Source organism: Caulobacter segnis (assembly GCF_023935105.1).
Lineage (GTDB): Bacteria > Pseudomonadota > Alphaproteobacteria > Caulobacterales > Caulobacteraceae > Caulobacter > Caulobacter segnis_B.
Genome location: NZ_CP096040.1, coordinates 5194193 through 5215308, shown reverse-complemented (window position 1 = coordinate 5215308; position 21116 = coordinate 5194193). Strand labels below are relative to the sequence as shown.

Genomic DNA, 21116 nt, shown 5'->3' with positions numbered 1-21116 from the left:
CGTCAAGACAAGTAGACTTCTGGGGGCGTTCCGTGCGGCGGCTTCTGCGAAATATCGCGCTGGCTCTGTTCATCGTGCTGGTGGCTGGACCGGTGGCGATGGTCATCCTTTATCGCTTCATTCCGCCGCCGGTGACGCCGTTGATGGTGATCCGCGCGGTGGAGGGGCGGGGGCTCGACCACCGCTGGCGGCCGATCGACCAGGTCTCGCCGGCCCTGCCGCGCGCCTTGATCGCGGCCGAGGACGCCAAGTTCTGCGACCATCGCGGCTTCGACTTCGACGCCCTCTACAAGGCTTACGAGAACAACGAGTCGGGCAAGAAGGTCCGCGGCGGTTCGACCATCAGCCAGCAGACCGCCAAGAACGTCTTCCTGTGGCCGGGCCGCTCTTACGTTCGTAAGGGTCTGGAAGCCTGGTTCACGGTGCTGATCGAGACCTTCTGGGGCAAGAAGCGGATCATGGAGGTCTATCTGAACTCCATCGAGTACGGTTCGGGCATCTACGGGGCCGAGGCCGCGTCCCAGCGCTATTTCGGGGTCGGGGCCGACAGGCTGAGCCAGGCCCAGGCCTCGCGGCTGGCGGCCATCCTGCCCAGCCCCCTGAAGTGGCAGGTGGTCAAGCCGGGCAAGTATGTCGCCAAGCGCAGCAAGAAGATCGGCAAGGCCTCGGGCGCGGTGCGCCGCGACGGCCTGGCCGACTGCGTGGGCTAGGCAAGGCGTTCAGAGGCCGACGTTCGCCAGATAGGCTTCCAGCGCCGGCGCGTCGTCCGCCCTGGCGACCGCCGCCAGATAGCCGTCGGGCCGGATCAGGAAGAGATCGCCCGCCTTCGCGCCATAGGCGCCCCGGAAATGGCGGGCGTCGTCGATCAGGTCCGCGCCGATCCGCACGACCATGAGACCGTCGCGCGGCGCCAGCGGTGTCTCGGCCTCGTAGGTCAGCAGGGTCCAATGGGGCCCCTTCAGACATTCGAACAGGCGCAGCGGCGCGCCGCTCGGGTCGTGGCCCGGCGCGTCGGGCGCGCGGTCGCCGGCGGACAGGGTCGGCGTCCGGCCCAGGTCCATCGACAGGGTCGAGCCCTGATAGCCGAGGTCCAGCTGACGGGCCTCGCGGCCGCGCTTCATGCCGTCGCGCGTCATGGCCTTGGCCAGGAGGTCGGTGGACAGGCCCAGCACCCCGGCGGCGATCGGGCGGCGCTCGGCTTCATAGGTGTCGATCAGGCGCTCGGGCGCGCGGGCCAGCACGGCGGCCAGTTTCCAGCCGAGATTGTAGGCGTCCTGGATGCTGGTGTTCAGACCTTGGCCGCCCGTGGGCGGATGGATGTGGGCGGCGTCGCCCGCCAGCAGCACGCGCCCGACCCGGTAGCGCTCGGCCAGGCGTGCGTTGAGGCCATAGACCGAGGCCCAGAACACCGCCTGGACCACGATGTCGTCGCGACCCGTCCGTTCACGGATCAAGGCGTTCAGGCCCTCGGGCGTCAGGCCCGCTTCGCCGTCCGCCGGGGCGTGGCCCTGGATCTGGAAGAGGTCCGTTCCGGCCAGCGGACAGAACGAGACCTGCGCCGTTTCACGGGTCCCGAAGACGTGCCAGGCCTCGCGCGACAGGCCCGTCAGCCGGGTGTCCGCGACCATGGCCTGACCCGGCATGGTCTTCCCGGGGAAATCGATGTTCAGGGCGTGGCGCACGAAGCTGCGGCCGCCGTCGGCCCCGACCAGCCAGCGGGCGTGGATCGCGCGGCCGTCGGTCAGGGTCGCGGTCACGCCCTCGGCGTCCTGGTCGATTCCGGCCAGTTCCGCGCCATATTCGGGCGCGTGGTCCAGTTCGGCCAGGCGCTGGCGCAGGATGGTCTCGGTCAGGAACTGCGGCAGCATCAGCGGCGCGGCGTAGGGTTCGGCGGGGGACGGCGTCGCGCCCTCGCCGATCGCGGTCTCCTCGAAGGTCCCGTCCGGGCCGTAGTTGCGGACCGGCGGATAGGGGCCGCCCGCCGCCCGCATCGGCGCCAGCACGCCCAGGTCCTCGAACACCTCCAGGCTGCGGGGCTGGATCCCCTTGCCGCGCGAACCCTGGAACGGGCGCTCGGCCTTGTCGATCAGGCGGAAGGCCACGCCGCGGCGCGCCAGGTCGATGGCCAGGGTCAGGCCGGCCGGGCCCGCGCCGCAGATCAAGACATCGGTCGTGAGGGAGTCAGTCATTCAGGCCTCCTATCGCGTGCATGATGCACATTATTACGTGCAAAAAGCACATAACTAAAGGGCTGGACGACGTCAATCTAAAATGTGCAAAATGCACGCATGAAATCCGACCTTCGCGACATCCACGCGGCGATGATGGACCTCGCCGGCTTCCTGAACCGGCCGCAGGCCGACGACCTGCTGCTGCGCGAGGCCGGTGTGTCGCTGGACCGGGCGCTGTTCCCGCTGCTGGGGCGGATCGGGAAGAAGGGGCCGATCGGCGTGGTCGAGCTGGCCGACCTTGCGGGCCGCGACCACTCGGTGGTCAGCCGCCAGATCGCCAAGCTGGAGAGCCTGGGCCTGGTCGAGCGGCGGCCCGGCAAGACCGACAAGCGCGTCCGCGAGGCGATGGTCACGGAAAAGGGGCAGGACCTGGTCGACCGCCTGGACGCCGCGCGCCAGCGGCTGGTCGGTCCTATGATGGCCGAGTGGAGCGACCAGGAACTAAAGGATCTGGCCCGCCTGCTGCGCAAGTTCGTCGACGGGGCGAACGCGGCGCTGAAGGATTAGCGGGCCCGTCCTTGCCCTTCGACAGGCTCAGGGTGAGGACTACTTTTGGGCCATCAGCAGAAACCTCATCCTGAGCTTGTCGAAGGACGAGGTTTCGGTCCCTCAATCGACGGCGAGGATGATGTCGGCGGCCGCGATGCGCGCCTCTACGCGTGCTCCGGCTGGCAGCGCCCAAGCGGCATCGCCCGGCTTCAGGGTCGCGGTCACGGTCTTGCCCGCCGCGAGCGCGATCGTGAGCTCCGCCGACGCTTCGCCGGCCTCGCGGTCGACGATTTCGCCTAGGAGGCGATTATCGCCGTCTCCTTCGCCGATCCGCACGAAGCTGGACTTGATCAAAGCGATGGCCGGCCGGCCCGGCTCGAGCCCCAGGTCCTCGACGCTACGGCGGGTGATCGAGGCGCGCAGGGACAGGCCCTCGCCCAGCGACAGGGTCACCGTCGCGGTGACGCCGTCGCCCTCGACCGCCGTGACCACGCCCCGCAGGGCGTTGCGGGCGCTGGTGCGCAGGCCCAGGCTCCATAGCAGCTCGGCGTCGCCGGAGAGATCGGCCTCCAGCCGCGCGAAGGCCGCCCCGATCTCGCGCTCAGCGGCGCGGAAGGCGCGGATCACCGCCTGGCCGCGTGGGGTGACCTGGGCCGCGCCGCCGCTCTTGCCACCCGGCGCGGCGCTGACCAGGGGCGCGTCGAACAGGTTGTTCAGCGCTTGCACCCCGTCCCAGGCGCCCTTGTACGAGAGGCCGGCTTCCTTGGCGGCGGCGCTGATCGAACCCAGGCGGGCGACGGCCTCCAGCAGGGCGATGCGCTCCAGCCCCACGCGAGCCAGACCGCCGCGCTTCAGGATCAGGGAGGCGCTGAAGTCGGCTTCGCCGCTGCTTATGGGGCTGCTCACTGGTCGGCTTCCGATTTCGTCGTTATGTAGTTCAGCTGCATAACCGCAGTCGCGAACTAGGATTACCAGATGATCGCTCGTCGTCCGATGCTGATCGCCGCCCTTTCGGGCGCCCTGTCGCTGATGTTGGGTGGGGCCGCCTTCGCCGGCGAGACCAAGGTGGCCGTGGCGGCCAACTTCACCGACGCCGCCAAGGAGATCGCCGCCCGGTTCAAGGCCAAGACCGGCCACGACGCGACCCTCAGCTTCGGCTCGTCGGGCCAGTTCTACACCCAGATCGCCAACGGCGCGCCGTTCGAGGTCTTCCTGTCGGCCGACGTCGAGCGGCCCCAGAAGGCCGAGGCCGAGGGCCTGTCCGTGCCCGGCTCGCGCTTCACCTACGCCACTGGCCGCCTGGTGCTGTACAGCAAGACTCCGGGCCTGGTGGACGGCCCAAATACCAAGGGGGGCGCGGTGCTGAAGACGGGCAAGTTCGAGAAGCTGTCGATCGCCGATCCCAAGGCCGCGCCCTATGGCCAGGCGGCGGTCGAGACCCTGACCAAGCTGAAGCTCTACGACGCTCTGAAGCCCAAGATCGTGCAGGGCGCGTCGATCACCCAGGCCTTCCAGTACGTCCAGACCGGCGCGGCCGAGCTGGGCTTCGTGGCCCTGTCGCAGGTGGTGGGCGAGCAGGGCGGTTCGCGCTGGGTCGTGCCGGCGGCCGACCATACGCCGATCGAGCAGCAGGCCGTGCTGCTGAAGACGGGCGCCAACAGCGAGGCGGCCAAGGCGTTCGTGGCGTTCCTGAAGAGCGGCGAGGCCAAGGCGATCATCAGGCGCTACGGTTACGAGGTCCGCTAGAGTTCGATGGGTTCGGGGATGACTGAGGTTCTGTGGCTGACGGCGAAGCTGGCGGGGATCACCACCCTGCTGTTGCTGGTCGCGGCGACGCCCCTGTCGTGGTGGCTGGCGCGGGGCCGCTCGGCCCTGCGCACGCCGGTCACCGCCCTGGTCGCCCTGCCGATCGTGCTGCCGCCGACCGTGCTGGGCTTCTATCTGCTGATCGCCCTGGGGCCGAAGAGCCCGCTGATGGTCCTGCTGGCGCCGTTCGGGATCCGGACCCTGGCCTTCACCTTCGAGGGGCTGGTGATCGGCTCGCTGATCTATTCTCTGCCCTTCGCGGTGCAGCCGCTGCGCAACGCTTTCCTGGCCATAGGCGACGAGCCCCTGGAGGCCGCCTCGACCCTGGGCGCTTCGGGCTGGGCCAGCTTCTGGCGGGTGGCCCTACCCTTGGCGATACCGGGCTACGTCGCCGCCGCCATCCTGGTCTTCGCCCACACCGTGGGGGAGTTCGGGGTGGTGATGATGCTGGGCGGCAATATCCCCGGCGAGACCACCGTGCTGTCGACCGAGATCTATCGCCTGGTCGAGGGGCTGGAGTGGGGCGAGGCTCATCGTCTGTCGCTGATCCTGCTGGTCTTCGCCTTCGTGGTCCTCTTCACCCTGCTGGCCCTGGAGGCCCGCTCGAAGATCCTGCTGCGGACACGGTCGTAAAAAAGAAGCGCGACGTTTGGGGGACGTCGCGCTCCAGGGACCGAGATAGAGACCTCAAAGCGGACTAGAACTTCCAGGAAAGGCTGGCGCCATAGGTCGTGGGTTTGCCGGGAAAGCGGACCACGACGTTGGCGTTGCTGCTGACCGCGCTCCAATAATATTCGTTGGTGATGTTGCGGCCCCAGACCGACAGGTCCCAGCCCTTGTCGGGCGCGCCGATGCCGATGCTGGCGTTCAGCAGGCCGTAGCCGTCGATCACGAACAGCGGATTGCCCTCGAGGTCGGCATAGGACTTGTCCTGCCAGCGGCCGTTCAGGGCCGCGTTCAGCTCCAGGCCGTCGCCCACCGGATGGTGGAACAGCGCCGTCAGGCCGCCCTGGAACTTGGGGCTGTACAGGAAAGGCCGGCCGTCGAAGCTCTGCGACTTCCCGGCGACGTTGATGCCCGTATAGCGCTTGACCTCCGTGTGCAGCAGCGTGGCCGAGGCGATCAGGGTCAGTGAGCGGCTGGCGCGCCAGGTGATGTCGCCGTCGACGCCATAGGCCTCGCCGTTGGGCACGTTGGCCAGGCGCGACAGGGCCGTATAGATCGGGTCGGCGAAATACACGGACAGCTGCTTGTCGGTGTAGTCGTAGTAGAAGGCGCTGAGATTGGCCTGGACGCGGCGCTGGAACAGGCCCGCCTTCACGCCGATCTCGTAGGCGGTCAGCAGTTCCTGCGTCGCCGGCGCGTTCTGGGTCGAGATGTTGGCGGCGTTGATCGGCGTGGCGCCGGCCTTGGCCCCGCGCGAGATCGAGCCGAACACCAAGACGTCCTCGGCCGCCTGCCAGTCCAGGGCCGCGCGCCAGGCTATGTTGTCCTCGTCCAGCTTGGACTTCACGAAGCCGAAGCTCTTGGTCGCCGGATCGAAGGTGTTGCACCCGCCCTGGGTGATCGGCGCGACCAGGCCATAGGCGGCGGCGAACAGCGCCCGGTTGACGACGTTGACATTGACCAGCATCGAGCCGCCGAAATCGCGCGAGCAGCCGACATAGTCTTGGCGGTCCTGGCTGTAGCGGACGCCCAGGGTCAGTTTCAGAGTGTCGGTCAGGCGGTGGTCGGCGTTGGCGAACAGGCTCCAGGTCTTGGTCTCGATGTTGCCCACGTCCTCATAGGTGCGGAACGCCTGGCTCATCTGCAGGGCGGTGTAGCCGAAGCTGTTGAACGGCGAGGCCAGCAGGGTCGAGCCGACATAGCGGATCGTGCCGACATTGGCGTTCTGGCCCAGCAGGGTGCGATTGCTGTCATAAATCTTGTCGCGGGCGACATAGCCGCCGACCAGCCATGAGCCCTTGTCGGTGACGCCCTCCAGATGCAGCTCCTCGGCGGCCGACTTGATGTCGCCGTGGGCCTTCTGGATCAGGACCTCGTAGGGCGCGCCGCTCCAGTCGAACACGGCCTTGCGGCTCAGGCGGTTCAGGCTGGACACCGAGACCAGGGTGACCTTGTCGCTGAGGTTCCAGGCGACCTTCAGCTTGCCGGCGTGGAACCGGTCGTTCTCGCGCAGCGGGTCGCTGATGCCCAGGCCCGCGCCGATATCGACGCCGCGCGTGGACAGCGGCGCCCAGTCGGCGTGGCTGGCCTTGGTCGGCGCATGGCTGGCGATGTAGCTGACCAGGCCCGGGGCGTTGAACGGGCTGGCGGCGGTGGCGGGCGTGAAGCCGATGCCCTGGGCGGCCACGGTGTCGGACTTGTTGCGCCAGCCGGAGTACGAGGCCTCGACCTCGACGGTGTCGGTGGGCTGCATGGCCAGGGACAGGCGCCAGCCGTCGCGGTCGACCTTGCCCAGACGCTCGCCGCGGCTGTTGCTGATCTGCCAGCCCTTGTCGCTGTTCTCGCTGCGGAAGGCGGCGCGGCCCTGGACGCGCGGGCCGAAGGCGCCGCTGACATAGCCTTCGAGATTGTAGGTCTTGTAGTTGCCGGCCTCGGCGGTCAGCGAGCCCTCGAACTGTTCCGTCGGTTTGTTGGTCACGAAATCGATCAGGCCGGCGGTGGTGTTGCGGCCATAGAGCGTGCCTTGCGGCCCCTTGAGCACCTCGACCCGCTCAAGGTCGAACACTGGCCCGGTGTTCATGAACGGATAGGCGTAGGCGACCTCGTCCCAATAGGTGCCGACCGTCGAGGTGGCCGACAGGTTGATGGTATTGAAGCCGATGCCGCGCAGCGTATAGGTCGGCACGCCCTGATAGCTCTGGCTGACCGTGAAGCTGGGGGCGACGGTCGACAGGTCCTTGGGATCGGTGACCCGCAGCTGCTGCAGGGCCTCGCCGCTGAACGCCTGGATCGGCATGCCGACGCTGTTGGCGGTCTCCTCGCGGCGCTGGGCCGTCACCACCAGGGTGTCGATCGTCAGGCTGTCTTCCGGCTTGGGCGGTTGCGCCTGGGCGTGGGCCATGGCGGGAACCGCCATCAGCAGGGCGAGCGCCGACACGCTCCAGGTCAGGCGCTTGGGTCCTGGCATCCGTTTACCTCCCTCTGATCGCGCCTGCATCGGGCGCGACTTTGAAGGGAGCGTGCGGTTCGCCCACTCGCGTAACAAGCTATCGGAATCGATAGGTGAGGCGCCGCTGCAACCGCCGCTACAGGCCCAGGACCAGCTTGGCGATGATGTCGCGCTGGATCTCGTTGGAGCCGCCATAGATCGACGCGGCGCGGTTGTTCAGGTAGCGGGCCATGGTCGTCAGGCCGTGCTCTGGGCCGACGGGGGCCTCGTTCGCGCCGGCCTCGCGGGCCTTGGGCTGGTGCGGCGCGGCGTAGGCTCCCAGGGCGTCGATCCCCAACTCGTCCAGCCGCTGCAGCTGCTCCGAGCCCTGGACCTTGAGGATCGACGAGGCCGGGCCGGGCTTGCCGCCGGTGGCCAGGGCGCTCAGCACCCGGCGCTCGGTGATGTCGATGGCCAGGGCGGCGATCTCGGCCTCGGCCAGGCGGCGGCGATAGTGGGGGTCGTCGAGGACGTCCTCCGCCTCGGCCATGCCGCGCAGCCGCGCCAGGCCGGCGTCGAGGCCGGCCGCGTAGCCGCCGCCGCGCTCGAATTCCAGCAGGTGCTTGGCCACCGTCCAGCCCTGGTTCTCGGCCCCCAGCCGGTCGGCCTTCGGCGTGCGGACGCCGTCGAAGAACACCTGGTTGACCTCGTGCTCGCCGGCCAGGGTGATGATCGGGTCGACGGTGATCCCCGGACGGTCCATCTGGACCAGCAGGAAGGTGATGCCGGCTTGTGGCTTGCCCTCGGTTGATGTGCGGACCAGGCAGAACATGTGGGTCGCCCAGTGGGCGTGGGTGGTCCAGATCTTGGAGCCGTTCAGGACATAGTCGTCGCCGTCGGCCGCCGCGCTCATCCGCAGGCTGGCGAGGTCCGAGCCCGAGCCCGGCTCGGAATAGCCTTGGCACCAGTAGTCCTCGCCCGACAGGATGCGCGGCAGGTAGCGGGCCTTCTGCTCGGGCGTGCCGAACGCCATGATCGCCGGGGCGACCATCCGCAGGCCCATCGGCGCCAGGCTCGGCGCGCCGGCCCGGGCGCACTCGGCGTGGAAGACGTGGCGCTGGATCTCGCTCCAGCCCGGGCCGCCATGCTCGACCGGCCAGCTGGGCGCGGCCCAGCCCCGCTCGTGCAGGATGCGCTGCCAGGCCAGGCTGTGGACCTTGTCGCAGAAGACGCTGGTCATCCGCCGGCCCGCCTCGCGCAGCGGCGGCGTCAGGTTCGCGTCCAGAAAGGCGCGGACTTCGTCGCGGAACGCCAGGTCCTCGGTCGACAGCTCCAGATTCACGCGTTTGCCCCTCACCCTGGCGTCGTCGGGGAAACTTGCGAAAGGGCGGGGGCGGCGCGCAAGCTATCGGAACCGATAGGGAAGGCGGCCTCGATGTTGACCAGGGTCGATGACGGCGAACGCCTGGCGCGGGTCACGGTAATGGCCGAGCGGGTGCGCGCGATGGGCCGCGAGATCGGTCTGCCCTACGTCGCCGCCAGCGCCGACATCTCCAGCCCCGAGCCGATGCTGGGCAAGGACGGCAAGCCCCTGGCCGAGACGACCTTCGAGTGGCCGGACAACGCGGTGCGCTACTGGCGCGACCGCGCCTTCGCCCTGCGCGCCCCGTTCATCCTGGCGGCGCGCTACACGGCCGAGCCGTTCTTCTACGGCCAGGGCCGGTTCGCCAGCTGGCGGCCCTTGCCCCGACTGGAGACGATCGAGGTGGCCGAGGCCGCCGAGGCGTTCGGCATACGGTCGGCGATCATCTGTCCGGCCTATCTGACCGGCGGCGTGATCGGGGCGGTGGTGTGGGCGTCGGGCCAGCCCGTGGCCGACCTGCCGGCGCTCTACGCGGCGCGCGCCGACGAATTGCATGGCGCGGCCCTGCGCCTGGTCTGCGCCTATCGCGATGGCCAGGATGACGACGCCCCGCCGGTGCGGCTGACCAAGCGGGAGGTCCAGTGCCTGAAGTGGGCGGCGGCCGGCAAGACCGACGCCGACATCGCCCAGATCATTGGGATTTCCGGACCGACCGTCCGCTTCCACGTCCAGAACGCGGCGCTGAAGCTGCGGGTGGCGGGAAGAGCCCAGGCGATACACCGCGCGACAGGGCTGGGGTATATCGGCGGGGCGGCGTAGGGGGCTCTCGGTCCAAACTCAACATGTCATCCCGGCTTCGCTACGCGCTTCCGGGATGACACGCTGTTTTGGATGCCTGCGCCCTTGTTCAGCCCGCGTCCAGATGGAACCTGATCAGCGCCCGCGCCGAGCGCGCCACGGCCCGCACCGGGCCGCCGGCGCCCAGGGTCACGCGTGAGCCCGAGGCGCCTTCCATCAGCAGCATCAGGGCGTCGGCCAGGTCGTCGTCCTTGGCGCCGGCGCGGCGGGTCAGGTCGACCAGCCGGCGGTACAGCTCCTTCTTGTAGTTGACCGACACCACCTGGGCCGGGTGGCCCTCCTCGTGCAGTTCGATGGCGGCGTTCGAGAGCGGACAGCCCAGGACGTCCTTGTTGCAGGCCTTGGTCTCGAAGGCGTCGAAGATCGCCTCCAGCTGGCCGCGGGGGTCGGTGCAGCAGCAGGCCGTGACCTCTTCCCACCAGGCCCAATATTCGCGCTCCTGCTCGCGCAGGACCTCGGCGACCAGCTCGTCCTTGGACGGGAAGTTCCGATAGAGCGTCATCTTGGTGGCGTCGGCCTCGGCGGCGATGGTCTCGACGCCGACAGCGCGGATGCCGTGCTGATAGAACAGCTCGCGGGCGGTCTCGAAGATCCGGTCACGCGCCGGACGCTTGGACACAGGGGCGCTAGCCGCTGCTTCCGGATCGCCCAGAACCCCGTCCCCAGAATTTCTTGTCGCCATTTTGGCAGACCTCTCCTTGACGTGGGAGTTACCGGTCAGTATCTCTCCGCCGTGGCGCGATGATACCGAACGGTCTCGTCACATCCTAAATCGTCCTTCCGGTCGCCCGGGTCAAGTAACAGCCCCTGCGACATTTACTCCCTTTAACCCCAAAAAAGGAGCGCGCGCCAATGCCCCCGCAAACAAACGTTTACGACGCCGCCTCTCAAGCCAAAAGCGCCAAGGGGTTCATGGGCTTCTTCAAGTCCAAGGCCGAGCCCGTCCGCGACTGGACCACCGTCCGCACCCTTGGCCATACGCCCACCCGACGCGCCGCTCGGCGGCCCGTCTGGGAATGACAACAGCAGACCCTTCCTCCTCCCCGCTTCACCGTCCGACAGGGTTTTCCCCCATGCGTATTCAACCCGTCATCACGTCCTTCGCCGGCCTGGCCGCCGTCGCCGTGCTGGCCGCTTGCTCGGCCCAGGCCAAGCAGGACGCCGCCGCCGCGCCGCCGGTCCAGGTCACCGTCGCCGACGTCGCCTTCAAGTCGCTTCGCCAATGGGACGACTTCACCGGCCGGCTCGAGCCGGTCGACACCGTAGAGATCCGCCCGCGCGTCAGCGGCTACATTGACGGCGCTCAATTCGCGGAAGGCGCGCGCGTCTCCAAGGGCCAGGTGCTCTTCCAGATCGACCCGCGTCCCTACAAGGCCGAAGCTGACCGCGCCGCCGCCGAGGTTGCCCGCGCCAAGGCCCAGCTGGACCTGGCCAGCATCAACCGCCAGCGCGGCGAGCGCCTGCTGGAGCAGAACGCCCTGGCCCGCAGCGAATTCGACCGTCTGGCGTCGGAAGAGCGCGCCGCCCAGGCCAATGTCTCGGCCGCCCAGGCCGCCTACCAGACCGCGCGCCTGAACCTGGACTGGACCCGCGTGACCTCGCCGATCGACGGCCGGGTCTCCAAGACCATCATCACCCGCGGCAACCTGGTGACCCAAGCCAGCTTGCTCACGACCGTGGTCTCGGACACGCCGATCTACGCCGAGTTCAACGCCGACGAGCAGACCTTCCTGAAGTATGCCGCCGCCGAGCGCGGCAAGAACGGGCCGGTGTATATGGGCCTGATGACCGAGGACGGCTATCCGCACGTCGGCAAGCTCAGCTTCATCGACAACGCCCTGGACGCCAAGAGCGGCACGATCAACGGCCGGGCGATCTTCGCCAACGCCGATGGCCGCTTCACGCCGGGCCTGTTCGCCCGCATCCGCCTGGTCAGCGCCGAGACGCAGACGGTGGCCCTGGCCCCTGACCGCGCCATCGCGACCGACCTGGGCAAGCGCTACGTCGTGGTCGTCAACGGCTCCAACAAGGCCGAGTACCGCCCGGTCGAAGTCGGTCCGCTGGCCGGCAATCTGCGCATCATCCGCCAAGGCCTGAAGCCGGGCGACCGCGTGGTCGTCGGCGGCCTGCAGAAGGTCAAGCCGGGCGACACCGTCGCCCCGGTCAAGGTCAAGACCGACCTGGCGGGTCTTTCGCAGCTGGAGGCCGGCGGCGTGCCGTTCGCCCAGCCGGCCCGGTCCGCCGGACAGAACTAACTGAAGCGTGCGCCCGGCTCGCGTGACTGAGCCGGGCGTCTTTTTCGGGTTCCAGAGGTCCCTGTCGCCCGCCGTCTGGCGGGGGAGGGGCCGCCTGCGCCCGAAACGTACGCGTATCCGCTCCTCCCCCAAGTTCGCCCGCTGAAGGCGCTCCGCCATGAATTTCTCGAAGTTCTTCGTGAACCGACCGCGCTTCGCGGCCGTGCTCTCCATCATCATCTTCATCGCCGGCATCGTCTCGCTGCCGAACCTGCCGATCTCGGAATATCCCGAGGTCGTGCCGCCCACCGTCGTGGTGCGCGCGGCCTATCCCGGCGCCAACCCGTCCGTCATCGGCGAGACGGTGGCCGCGCCGCTGGAACAGGCCATCAACGGGGTCGAGGGGATGATCTACCAGTCGTCCCAGTCGGCTTCCGACGGGGCGATGATCCTGACCGTCACCTTCGCGCTCGGCACCGACCTGGATAAGGCCCAGGTGCAGGTGCAGAACCGGGTGGCCCAGGCCCTGCCCAAGCTGCCGCAGGAGGTCCAGCGCATCGGCGTGACGACCAACAAGGCCTCGCCCGACCTGACCCTGGTCGTGCACATGATCTCGCCGAACAACCGCTACGACATGCTGTATCTCAGCAACTACGCGCAGCTGAACGTGCGGGATCGGCTGAAGCGCATCGACGGCGTCGGCGACGTGCAGATCTTCGGCGCGGGCGCGTACTCTATGCGCGTGTGGCTGGATCCGGAAAAGCTGGCCGCCCTGTCGATGACGGCGGGTGACGTGGTCGGGGCCCTGCGCGAGCAGAACGTCCAGGTCGCCGCCGGCCAGCTGGGCGCGCCGCCCAACGCCGGTTCGGGCGCCGAATTCCAGCTGTCGGTCAACGCCCCCGGGCGCCTGACCGACGAGGAGCAATTCCGCGACGTGATCGTCCGCTCCGGCGCCGACGGCCAGATCACCCGCCTGGGCGACGTGGCCCGCGTGGAGCTGGGCGCCGACAACTACGCCCTGCGTAGCCTGCTCGACAACAAGTCGGCCGTCGCCATGCCGGTGTTCCAGCGCCCGGGCTCCAACGCCCTGGAGATGGCCGCCGAGGTCAAGAAGACCATGAAGGAGCTCAAGAAGGAGTTCCCCGAGGGCGTCGACTACGAGATCATCTACGACACCACGGCCTTCGTGCAGGAAAGCATCGACTCGGTGGTCCACACCCTGATCGAGGCGATCATCCTGGTCGTGCTGGTGGTGGTGCTGTTCCTGCAGGGCTGGCGCGCCTCGATCATCCCGCTGATTGCCGTGCCCGTGTCGCTGGTCGGCACCTTCGCGATCCTCCTGATGCTGGGCTTTGGCCTCAACGCCCTGACGCTGTTCGGCCTGGTGCTGGCCATCGGCATCGTCGTCGACGACGCCATCGTCGTGGTCGAGAACGTCGAGCGCAACATCACCAACGGCCTGGAGCCCGCTGCGGCGACGCGAAAGGCCATGACCGAGGTCACCGGTCCGATCATCTCCACGGCCCTCGTTTTGTGCGCGGTGTTCATCCCGACCGCCTTCATCAGCGGCCTGTCGGGTCAGTTCTACCGTCAGTTCGCCCTGACCATCGCCATCTCGACGGTGATCTCGGCCATCAACTCCCTGACCCTCTCGCCGGCCCTGGCCGCGGTGCTCCTGAAGTCGCATGACGCGCCCAAGGACCGCTTCCAGAAGATCATCGACGCGTCGCTGTCCTGGCTGTTCAACCCGTTCAACCGCTTCTTCGCCAAGGCCTCGAACGGCTATGTCTCGGGCGTCGCCAAGACCCTGGGACGCTCTTCGGCGGCTCTCGCGCTGTACGGCGGCCTGCTGATCCTGACGGTGTTCGCCTTCTCGCGGACGCCGGGCGGCTTCGTGCCCCAGCAGGACAAGGCCTATGTCGTCGCCGTCGTGCAACTGCCCGACGCGGCCTCGCTGGACCGGACCGAGGCGGTGATCCGCCAGATGGGCGACATCGCCATGAAGACCCCGGGCATCAAGCACTCGGTGGCCTTCCCCGGCCTGTCGGCCAACGGCTTCATCAACAGCCCCAACTCCGGCGCGGTGTTCTTCCCGCTGGACGACTTCAAGAACCGCAAGAGCCACGAGCTCTCGGCCAATGCCATCGTCGGTGAGCTGAACCAGAAGTTCGGCGCCATCGCCGACGCCCAGATCGCGGTCTTCCCGCCGCCGTCCGTGCAGGGCCTGGGCACCATCGGCGGCTTCCGGATGCAGATCGTCGACAAGGCGGGCATGGGTTCGGAGGAGCTGTACAAGGCCACCCAGAACGTCATCGCCAAGGCCCAGAAGGACCCGGCCCTGGCCGGCATCTTCTCCAGCTATCAGGTCAGCGTGCCGAAGGTGCAGGCCGACATCGATCGTGAAAAGGCCCGGGCCCAGGGCGTGTCCCTGACCGACCTGTTCGAGACGATGCAGGTCTATCTGGGCTCGCTGTACGTCAACGACTTCAACCGCTTCGGCCACACCTACCAGGTCAACGTCCAGGCCGATCAGAAATTCCGCCTGCAACCCGAGCAGATGCTGCGCCTGCAGACCCGCAACGGCCAAGGGCAGATGATCCCGCTGGGCGCCTTCGTCTCGTTCAAGGAGGCGACCGGTCCCGACCGCGAGAGCCACTACAACGGCTACCTGACCGCCGAGATCAACGGCGGCCCGGCGCCCGGCTTCTCGACCGGCCAGGCCCAGAAGGCCCTGGAGGACATCGTCAAGTCCGAGCTGCCCAACGGCATGGGCTACGAGTGGACCGAGCTGACCTACCAGCAGATCCTGGCGGGCAACACGGCGATCTTCATCTTCCCGCTGTGCGTGCTGCTGGCGTTCCTGGTGCTGGTCGCCCAGTACGAGAGCTGGAGCCTGCCGCTGGTCGTCATCCTGATCGTCCCGATGACCCTGCTGTCGGCCCTGGCCGGCGTGTGGATCAGCCACGGCGACAACAACATCTTCACCCAGATCGGCCTGATCGTGCTGGTGGGGCTGGCCTGTAAGAACGCCATCCTGATCGTGGAGTTCGCCAAGGAGCGCGAGGAGCACGGCGACAGCCCGCTCCAGGCGGTTCTGGAGGCCTGCCGCCTGCGCCTGCGTCCGATCCTGATGACCTCGATCGCCTTCATCATGGGGGTCTACCCCCTGGTGGTGTCGCACGGGGCTGGGGCCGAGATGCGCAAGGCCATGGGCGTGGCGGTGTTCTCGGGGATGCTGGGCGTGACCCTGTTCGGTCTGATCCTGACGCCCGTCTTCTACTACGTCATCCGCCGCTCCACGGCCCGCAAGGCCGCGCGGAAGGCGGCGAATTCGACGGCTCCGGCCGTGGAGGCTCACTGATGCGTGTGTTTGCCAATACCCTGCGCGCGGCGCTGATCGCCGGCGTCTCCCTGACGGCCGCCGCCTGCGCGGTGGGGCCGAACTACAAGGCGCCGGCGACCCCGCCGGCGGCCTTCCAGAACGCCGATCCGGCCGTCTTCACCGCCGCCAATCCCGAGGCTGAGTGGTGGAAGGCGTTCGGCGACCCGGTTCTAGACCAACTGGTCGGCCAGGCCCTGTCGGCGAACCTGGACCTGAAGATCGCCGTCGCCCGCGTTGGCGAGGCCCGCGCCCTGTTCACCGAGCAGAAGCTGGACCTGCTGCCGCACGTCACGGCGGATGGGACCTATACCAAGAGCAAGGCCCAGCAGCCGGGCGTCACGACCGAACGGGTCGAGGGGCAGAGCTACCAGGCCGGCTTTGACGCCGGCTGGGAGATCGATCTCTTCGGTCGCGTCCGGCGCGGCGTGGAAGCGGCGGGGGCGGAAGCCGGCGCGGCCCAGGCCGAGCTGCGCGACGCCCAGGTCACCGTCGCGGCGGAAGTCGCGCGAAACTATCTCGAACTGCGCGGCGCCCAGGCGCGTCTGAACGTCGCCACCCGCAACCTCGAGACCCAGCGCGAAACCGTGCGCCTGACCAAGGTGCGGTTCGACGCCGGCGCCGGCAGCCCGATCGACGTCGCCTCGGCGCAGGCCCGCCTCAACGCCACCGAGGCGGCGATCCCGGGTCTGATCACCGCCGAGAAGCGCGCCAACTATCGCCTGGCGGTGCTGACCGGCCAGCGGCCCGGCGCGCTGGACGCGCTGCTTGTTCAGCGTGAGACGGACGTGCGTCCGCTGGTCGCCGCCCTGCCGATCGGCGACGCCGGAGACCTGCTGCGCCGGCGTCCGGACGTGCAGGCGGCCGAGCGTCGCCTGGCGGCCTCGACGGCGCGCGTGGGGGTGGCCACGGCCGACCTGTTCCCCCGCGTGTCGGTGACCGGTTTCGTCGGCTTCCTCTCGGGGACATCGGCGGGCTTCGGCAACGCCGCCAGCCAGGCCTGGTCGGTGGCCCCCAGCGTCAGCTGGCCAGCCCTGGACCTGGGCAGCGCCCATGCCCGCCTGCGCGCGGCCAAGGCCCGCGACGACGCGGCCCTAGCCAACTACGACCAGACGGTGCTGCGCGCGCTGGAGGATCTGGAGAACGCCCTGGTCTCCTACCGGCAGCAGCAGGCCCAGCTGAAGAGCCTGACCGACCAGGCGGCGGCTTCGCGCCGCGCGGCCGAGCTGGCCCGGATCCAGTACAAGGAAGGCGGCATCGACTTCCTGGTGCTTCTGGACGCCGAACGCACCCTGCTGGCGGCCGAGGACGCGCTGAGCGTCGCCGAGACCGGCGTCAACACCGACGTCGTGGCGATCTACAAGGCGCTGGGCGGCGGCTGGAAGGCCTGAGATCTAGAACCAGCCGGCTTCACGCAGGGCCTTGGCATAGGCCCTGCTGACCGGCGCCTCGACGCCGCCCTTCAGGGTCAGGGTCGCCCGGCCATCACCGCGCCGGGCGACCTCGACGGCGTCCTTGGCCACCCACCACGAGCGGTGGGTCTGGGCGCCCTCGATGCCCTCGAGCTCGGCCACGGCGTCGGACAGGCGCATCAGGATCAGGTCCTGGCCGCGCGAGGTGTGCAGGCGCAGATAGTGGTCCTCGGCCTCGACGGCGTAGAGCTCAGCGCCGCGCAGCTTGGGCGGCAGGCGATCCAGGAAGCGCGGGGCCGGCGCGCCGGCCGGCGCGGCGTGGGTCTCGGGCGGCCGGCGCTGGACCAGGAAGTTCAAGCCGGTCATGGCCGCCGAGACGATGAACACCGGCCCCAGATAGAAGGGCAGGGCGGCCAGCCTCGGCGCGCCGTGGAAGGCCAGCTCGCTGACCAGCCAGACCACGACGGTGAAGGGCAGGGTGACGCCCACCACCGTCAGGGAGCCGTACAGCCACGGACGCTCGTCCGCGCGGCCCTCGCGACCGATCAACTGGCTGACGATCGTGCCGACGACCGTCCCGGCCAGGCACAGCCCCACCCAATAGGCCAGCCGCACGACAATGGGGCCTTCGCCGCTGCCGAACGCGCCGATCAGCGCCAGGAACACCCCCGCCACGGCCGAGACCAAAAAGCCGCGCTGCGCCTCGCGCGAGGTGACGGCCGTTCGCGAAGCGTGAACGGCGCCGGCCAGCCGTTCGCGAAACGAGGCCGGCGACTGGCGCAACGACGATTGAGACACGGACCCGCCCACTCCAATCAGGTTCTCGACGGCGAGGCGATCGGACGCCCCGCCACGACCGGGAGTGCAGACAATGGCCGCGTACGGCAAGTCAATTTCGCAAGCCGCCGCCGATCGCGGGACCGGCGTCCGCAACGCCGCCCTGGGCGTGGGCGCCGCCGTCGTCATCGCCGCCGTGGCCGCGGCGAAGCCGCACGCTCCGAACCTGTCGCTGATCGCCGCCGCGCCCACGGTCGTCCAGGTCCACCTGACCGCCGCCCTGACGGCCCTGGTCATCGGCGCGGTGCTGATGCTGCGGGTCAAGGGCACGACGGCGCACAAGCTGCTGGGCTGGACCTGGGTGCTGGCCATGGGGACCACGGCGGTCAGCTCGCTGTTCATCCGCGAGATCAACCCCGGCCATTTCAGCTTTATCCACCTGCTGTCGGGCTGGACCATCGTGGGCCTGCCAGGCGCGGTCTACGCGATCAAGCGCGGCAAGGTCGCCGCCCACCGCCGGGCCATGACCGGCATGTTCGTTGGCGGCCTGCTGATCGCCGGCGTCTTCACCTTCCTCCCCGGCCGTCTGCTCTGGACCGTGTTCCTGGGCTGAGCCGCGCCCTCTCCCTTCACATCCCTCATCAAGGACAAGACCATGACCTCGCTGAAGACCCTGATCGCCGCTCTGGCGCTCGCCACCCCCCTCGTTGTTGGCGTCGCGCCGGCCGCCCACGCCCAGGAGGCGTTCGGCGACCTGACCCTGAGCTTCCCGGATCTCAAGGCCAAGACCGGCCAGGTGATGATCGCCGTCTACGACAGCGCCCAGGCCTGGACCTCGGGCAAGCCCGTCCGCGCCGCCGCCGCCTCGGCCGCCGACGCCACGCCCAGCGCCAAGATCGTCGCCCTTCCGCCGGGGACCTACGCGGTTCGCGTGTTCCAGGACGTCGATGGCGATGGGAAGATGGGCAAGAACCCCTTCGGCATGCCGACCGAGCCGTTCGGTTTCTCCAAGGACGCGCCGGTGATGATGGGGCCGCCGGCCTTCGACGCCGCCGCCTTCGAGGTGAAGGCCGGCGCCAACGTCCAAGTCATCCACCTGAACTAGAGGAGGGGATCATGAACCGGCGCGACATCCTGCGGACCGCAGCCCTGCTGGGCGGGGCCTCCCTGCTGACACCCGAGGCGGTCTGGGCCGCCGCCGCCAACGCCAAGGCCGGGGATTGGGTGCTGGGCCTGGCCGACGTCGAGAGCGACGTCGCCCCGACCGGCCTGACCCGCCTGCACGGCCGCGCGCCGGCCGCGCTGAGGGGCACGCTGTTCCGCAACGGCCCCGCCAAGTTCCGCCGTCCGGGCGGCTCGGTCGGCCACTGGTTCGACGGTGACGGCATGGTCCGCCGGTTCCAGATCGCCGACGGCCAAGCGCGGATGAGCGCGCGTTTCGTCGACACCGTGAAGCGTCGCCAGGACGCCGCCGCCAACGCCGTGATCACCCCCGGCTATGGCACGGCGCCCGGCCCCGGCGCGCGGCTGACCGGACCCGACGACGCCAACGCCGCCAACACCTCGGTGCTGATGGCCGGGGGTGAGCTGTGGGCCCTGTGGGAGGGCGGTTCGCCCACCATGCTGGATCCGGTGACCCTGGAGACGCGCGGCTTCAAGACCCTGCGCCCCGACCTCAAGGCCATGCCGTTCCTGGCCCATCCGCGCGTGCAGCCGGACGGAACGATCTGGAACCTGGGCCTGGGCGGCGGCCGGGCGATCGTCTGGCAGCTGGCCCCAGACGGCGCCTTGCGCAAGGCCGAGGTGATCAAGCTGCCGCGCAACAGCTACATGCACGACTTCACCGCCACCGCCCGCCATCTGGTGATACTGCTGCAGCCCTGGGTGCAGGAGCGCTTCACCATGCCGGTCGCCGCCGCCATGAGCTGGAAGCCCGAGCTCGGGACCCAGGTGCTGGTGATCGACAAGGACGACCTCTCCAAGCGTCGGGTGTTCGAGCTGCCGCCGTTCTTCTTCTTCCACCTGGGCGACGCCTGGGAGGAAACCGACGGAACCATCCGCTTCGACGCCTGCATCGACGAGGATCCGTCCGGCACGGCCCAGAACGCCGGCCTGTTCCTGCAAGGCAAGCATGTCCGCGCCACGCCGCCGCGCCGGGCCATGATCGCTTTGCACGCCGACGGCCGTGGCGAGTTGGCCAAGGAGATGGTCGCCGCCGAGTTCCCGCGCGGCGACGCCCGCTTCGCCGGCCAGGCCCGCCGCTACGCCGTCCACGTCACCAACGAAAGGCCCGACCGTCCGCTGTTCCAGGGGATCGCCGTGCGCGATTGGAAGGCTGACAGCGACCAGGTCTTCGACTTCGGTCCGCGCCACTTGGTCGAGGAGACGGTGTTCGTCCCGCGCCCGGGTTCGTCCGAGGAACTGGACGGCTGGCTGGTCGGGACGACGCTGAACCTGGACGCCAAGGCGACCGAGCTGCACGTGTTCGACGCTCGCCATGTGAAGCAGGGTCCGATCGCCGCCTGGCGGGCGTCGGTGGCCCTGCCGGTGACCTTTCACGGGATCTTTGTTCAGGCCTGACGTAACAGCGGTCACTTGCCAGCCCCGCCGGGTTGCGCCTATCCGAGGACGGAGCGCAACCACGGCGGGGCCGTTTCTCATGACCGCAGCCAAGCCCCTGACCAAGTCCGCACCCAAGTCGGGGGCGCGCGCCGGCGGGCGGGGCAGACCGTCCAAGGCCAAGGGCCTGGACCTGAAGGAGACCATCCTCGACGCCGCCGAGGGCCTGTTCGCGCGCCACGGCTTCTACGGCGTGACCACCCGCCAGGTGGCGGCCGAGGCCGGTGTCGATACGGCGTTGATCCACTATTATTTCGGCGCCAAGCGCGAGCTGTTCGACGCGGTGTTCCTGCGCCGGGCCGAGATCCTGAACCAGGCCCGCGAGGCCTCGATGGACGCCTATCTACATTCCCATAAGGGCGCGATGACCGTCGAGGGCGTGATCGAGGCCTTCATCGACCCGCTGCTGCGCATCTCGCAGGACGGCGGTCCGGGGTGGAAGAGCTATTTCGCCCTGGTGGCCCAGGTGAACAACACGCCGGCCTGGGGCGGCGAGACCATGACCCGGTTCTTCGACCCGGTGGTCCACCGCCTGGTCGAGACTCTGAAGACGGTGCGTCCCCAGGCCGAGTACCGCGACCTCTACTGGTGCTACCAGTTCCTGACCGGATCGATGATGCTGGCCCTGTCCGAGACCGGACGGATCGACTCGCTGTCGGAAGGCGAGTGCCATTCCAGCGACCTGGAGGCGGTCCGTCAGCGGCTGTTCGCGTACTGCGCGGCCGGCTTCGAGGCCGTGGTCGCCAAGGCTCGGAAGTAATCCTCCCCGCATCGCGGGGGCGCATCATCCGTCTCCGGTCTATTTTCATCACCTGATGAAAAAGAGCTGGCGTCCGACGCCGGTTCGGGTGATG

19 protein-coding genes and 1 pseudogene are annotated in these 21116 nt (G+C 68.9%); 14 read left to right on the top strand and 6 right to left on the bottom strand.

Annotated features, from left to right (window positions below; genetic code table 11):
• Positions 1 to 32 precede the first annotated feature (32 nt).
• Complete coding sequence (mtgA, locus tag MZV50_RS24160) at positions 33 to 710, top strand: monofunctional biosynthetic peptidoglycan transglycosylase (protein ID WP_252631884.1); 678 nt, start codon at positions 33 to 35, stop codon at positions 708 to 710.
• Positions 711 to 719: 9 nt separating this feature from the next.
• Here the strand turns inward: mtgA and MZV50_RS24155 are convergent, their stop codons facing one another.
• Positions 720 to 2189, bottom strand: coding sequence for an FAD-dependent oxidoreductase (locus tag MZV50_RS24155; protein WP_252631883.1), 1470 nt, complete (start codon positions 2187 to 2189; stop codon positions 720 to 722).
• Between the two features lie 99 nt (positions 2190 to 2288).
• Between MZV50_RS24155 and MZV50_RS24150 the strand changes: the two genes are divergently transcribed.
• Positions 2289 to 2738, top strand: coding sequence for a MarR family winged helix-turn-helix transcriptional regulator (locus tag MZV50_RS24150; protein ID WP_252631882.1), 450 nt, complete (start codon positions 2289 to 2291; stop codon positions 2736 to 2738).
• A pseudogene (locus tag MZV50_RS24145) lies at positions 2734 to 2834 on the top strand (hypothetical protein); the annotation flags it as partial. The gene MZV50_RS24150 and the pseudogene MZV50_RS24145, both read left to right, overlap by 5 nt.
• Before the next feature lie 6 nt (positions 2835 to 2840).
• Here the strand turns inward: MZV50_RS24145 and MZV50_RS24140 are convergent.
• Positions 2841 to 3614 carry a TOBE domain-containing protein gene (locus MZV50_RS24140; protein ID WP_252635308.1) on the bottom strand — a complete coding sequence of 258 codons (774 nt, stop codon included), beginning with the start codon at positions 3612 to 3614 and terminating at the stop codon, positions 2841 to 2843.
• An 81-nt stretch (positions 3615 to 3695) separates the two neighbouring features.
• Between MZV50_RS24140 and modA the strand changes: the two genes are divergently transcribed.
• Together modA and modB are read left to right on the top strand one after the other, a co-directional pair.
• Complete coding sequence (gene modA / locus MZV50_RS24135) at positions 3696 to 4466, top strand: molybdate ABC transporter substrate-binding protein (protein ID WP_252631881.1); 771 nt, start codon at positions 3696 to 3698, stop codon at positions 4464 to 4466.
• 18 nt (positions 4467 to 4484) lie between these two features.
• Complete coding sequence (modB, locus tag MZV50_RS24130; protein WP_252631880.1) at positions 4485 to 5159, top strand: molybdate ABC transporter permease subunit; 675 nt, start codon at positions 4485 to 4487, stop codon at positions 5157 to 5159.
• A gap of 64 nt (positions 5160 to 5223) precedes the next feature.
• On the opposite strand, the gene MZV50_RS24125 is transcribed toward modB, so the two are convergent.
• Both MZV50_RS24125 and MZV50_RS24120 read right to left on the bottom strand, forming a co-directional pair.
• The gene (locus tag MZV50_RS24125) at positions 5224 to 7659 is read right to left on the bottom strand and encodes a TonB-dependent receptor (RefSeq protein WP_252631878.1); all 2436 of its coding nucleotides are present in this window, start codon (positions 7657 to 7659) and stop codon (positions 5224 to 5226) included.
• 118 nt (positions 7660 to 7777) lie between these two features.
• Complete coding sequence (locus tag MZV50_RS24120) at positions 7778 to 8962, bottom strand: acyl-CoA dehydrogenase family protein (protein ID WP_252631877.1); 1185 nt, start codon at positions 8960 to 8962, stop codon at positions 7778 to 7780.
• A 93-nt stretch (positions 8963 to 9055) separates the two neighbouring features.
• On the opposite strand from MZV50_RS24120, the gene MZV50_RS24115 reads away from it, so the two are divergent.
• On the top strand, positions 9056 to 9802 hold the full coding sequence (locus MZV50_RS24115; protein WP_252631876.1) for a helix-turn-helix transcriptional regulator: 747 nt from the start codon (positions 9056 to 9058) through the stop codon (positions 9800 to 9802).
• Between the two features lie 88 nt (positions 9803 to 9890).
• Here the strand turns inward: MZV50_RS24115 and MZV50_RS24110 are convergent, their stop codons facing one another.
• On the bottom strand, positions 9891 to 10523 hold the full coding sequence (locus tag MZV50_RS24110) for a TetR/AcrR family transcriptional regulator (RefSeq protein WP_252631875.1): 633 nt from the start codon (positions 10521 to 10523) through the stop codon (positions 9891 to 9893).
• A 170-nt stretch (positions 10524 to 10693) separates the two neighbouring features.
• On the opposite strand from MZV50_RS24110, the gene MZV50_RS24105 reads away from it, so the two are divergent.
• From MZV50_RS24105 to MZV50_RS24090, 4 genes are all read left to right on the top strand, one after another.
• The gene (locus MZV50_RS24105; RefSeq protein WP_252631873.1) at positions 10694 to 10861 is read left to right on the top strand and encodes a hypothetical protein; all 168 of its coding nucleotides are present in this window, start codon (positions 10694 to 10696) and stop codon (positions 10859 to 10861) included.
• 53 nt (positions 10862 to 10914) lie between these two features.
• Positions 10915 to 12096, top strand: coding sequence for an efflux RND transporter periplasmic adaptor subunit (locus MZV50_RS24100; RefSeq protein WP_252631872.1), 1182 nt, complete (start codon positions 10915 to 10917; stop codon positions 12094 to 12096).
• A 157-nt stretch (positions 12097 to 12253) separates the two neighbouring features.
• Complete coding sequence (locus tag MZV50_RS24095) at positions 12254 to 15436, top strand: efflux RND transporter permease subunit (RefSeq protein ID WP_252631871.1); 3183 nt, start codon at positions 12254 to 12256, stop codon at positions 15434 to 15436.
• A complete protein-coding gene (locus MZV50_RS24090; RefSeq protein ID WP_252631870.1) occupies positions 15436 to 16845 on the top strand; it encodes an efflux transporter outer membrane subunit in 1410 nt (469 codons plus the stop codon). Before MZV50_RS24095 ends, MZV50_RS24090 begins: the two co-directional genes overlap by 1 nt.
• A 3-nt stretch (positions 16846 to 16848) precedes the next feature.
• On the opposite strand, the gene MZV50_RS24085 is transcribed toward MZV50_RS24090, so the two are convergent.
• Entirely contained in the window at positions 16849 to 17676 is an 828-nt protein-coding gene (locus MZV50_RS24085; protein ID WP_252631869.1) for a LytTR family DNA-binding domain-containing protein, read from the bottom strand.
• A gap of 61 nt (positions 17677 to 17737) precedes the next feature.
• Between MZV50_RS24085 and MZV50_RS24080 the strand changes: the two genes are divergently transcribed.
• The 4 genes from MZV50_RS24080 to MZV50_RS24065 all read left to right on the top strand — a co-directional run bounded on the left by MZV50_RS24080 (position 17738) and on the right by MZV50_RS24065 (position 21022).
• A complete protein-coding gene (locus MZV50_RS24080) occupies positions 17738 to 18256 on the top strand; it encodes a DUF2306 domain-containing protein (protein ID WP_252631868.1) in 519 nt (172 codons plus the stop codon).
• Between the two features lie 42 nt (positions 18257 to 18298).
• On the top strand, positions 18299 to 18748 hold the full coding sequence (locus MZV50_RS24075; RefSeq protein ID WP_252631867.1) for a DUF2141 domain-containing protein: 450 nt from the start codon (positions 18299 to 18301) through the stop codon (positions 18746 to 18748).
• A gap of 11 nt (positions 18749 to 18759) precedes the next feature.
• Positions 18760 to 20223 (top strand): carotenoid oxygenase family protein, encoded by a 1464-nt coding sequence (locus MZV50_RS24070; RefSeq protein ID WP_252631866.1) that lies wholly within the window; start codon positions 18760 to 18762, stop codon positions 20221 to 20223.
• Between the two features lie 79 nt (positions 20224 to 20302).
• On the top strand, positions 20303 to 21022 hold the full coding sequence (locus MZV50_RS24065) for a TetR/AcrR family transcriptional regulator (RefSeq protein ID WP_252631865.1): 720 nt from the start codon (positions 20303 to 20305) through the stop codon (positions 21020 to 21022).
• Positions 21023 to 21116 lie beyond the last annotated feature (94 nt).

Coding starts and splice junctions, on each gene's coding strand:
- MZV50_RS24065 (WP_252631865.1), top strand. CDS start 20,303: ATGACCGCAGCCAAGCCCCTGACCAAGTCCGCACCCAAGTCGGGGGCG.
- MZV50_RS24110 (WP_252631875.1), bottom strand. CDS start 10,523: ATGGCGACAAGAAATTCTGGGGACGGGGTTCTGGGCGATCCGGAAGCA.
- MZV50_RS24080 (WP_252631868.1), top strand. CDS start 17,738: ATGGCCGCGTACGGCAAGTCAATTTCGCAAGCCGCCGCCGATCGCGGG.
- MZV50_RS24125 (WP_252631878.1), bottom strand. CDS start 7,659: ATGCCAGGACCCAAGCGCCTGACCTGGAGCGTGTCGGCGCTCGCCCTG.
- MZV50_RS24070 (WP_252631866.1), top strand. CDS start 18,760: ATGAACCGGCGCGACATCCTGCGGACCGCAGCCCTGCTGGGCGGGGCC.
- MZV50_RS24090 (WP_252631870.1), top strand. CDS start 15,436: ATGCGTGTGTTTGCCAATACCCTGCGCGCGGCGCTGATCGCCGGCGTC.
- MZV50_RS24105 (WP_252631873.1), top strand. CDS start 10,694: ATGCCCCCGCAAACAAACGTTTACGACGCCGCCTCTCAAGCCAAAAGC.
- modB (WP_252631880.1), top strand. CDS start 4,485: ATGACTGAGGTTCTGTGGCTGACGGCGAAGCTGGCGGGGATCACCACC.
- MZV50_RS24095 (WP_252631871.1), top strand. CDS start 12,254: ATGAATTTCTCGAAGTTCTTCGTGAACCGACCGCGCTTCGCGGCCGTG.
- modA (WP_252631881.1), top strand. CDS start 3,696: ATGATCGCTCGTCGTCCGATGCTGATCGCCGCCCTTTCGGGCGCCCTG.
- MZV50_RS24075 (WP_252631867.1), top strand. CDS start 18,299: ATGACCTCGCTGAAGACCCTGATCGCCGCTCTGGCGCTCGCCACCCCC.
- MZV50_RS24115 (WP_252631876.1), top strand. CDS start 9,056: ATGTTGACCAGGGTCGATGACGGCGAACGCCTGGCGCGGGTCACGGTA.
- MZV50_RS24100 (WP_252631872.1), top strand. CDS start 10,915: ATGCGTATTCAACCCGTCATCACGTCCTTCGCCGGCCTGGCCGCCGTC.
- MZV50_RS24155 (WP_252631883.1), bottom strand. CDS start 2,189: ATGACTGACTCCCTCACGACCGATGTCTTGATCTGCGGCGCGGGCCCG.
- MZV50_RS24150 (WP_252631882.1), top strand. CDS start 2,289: ATGAAATCCGACCTTCGCGACATCCACGCGGCGATGATGGACCTCGCC.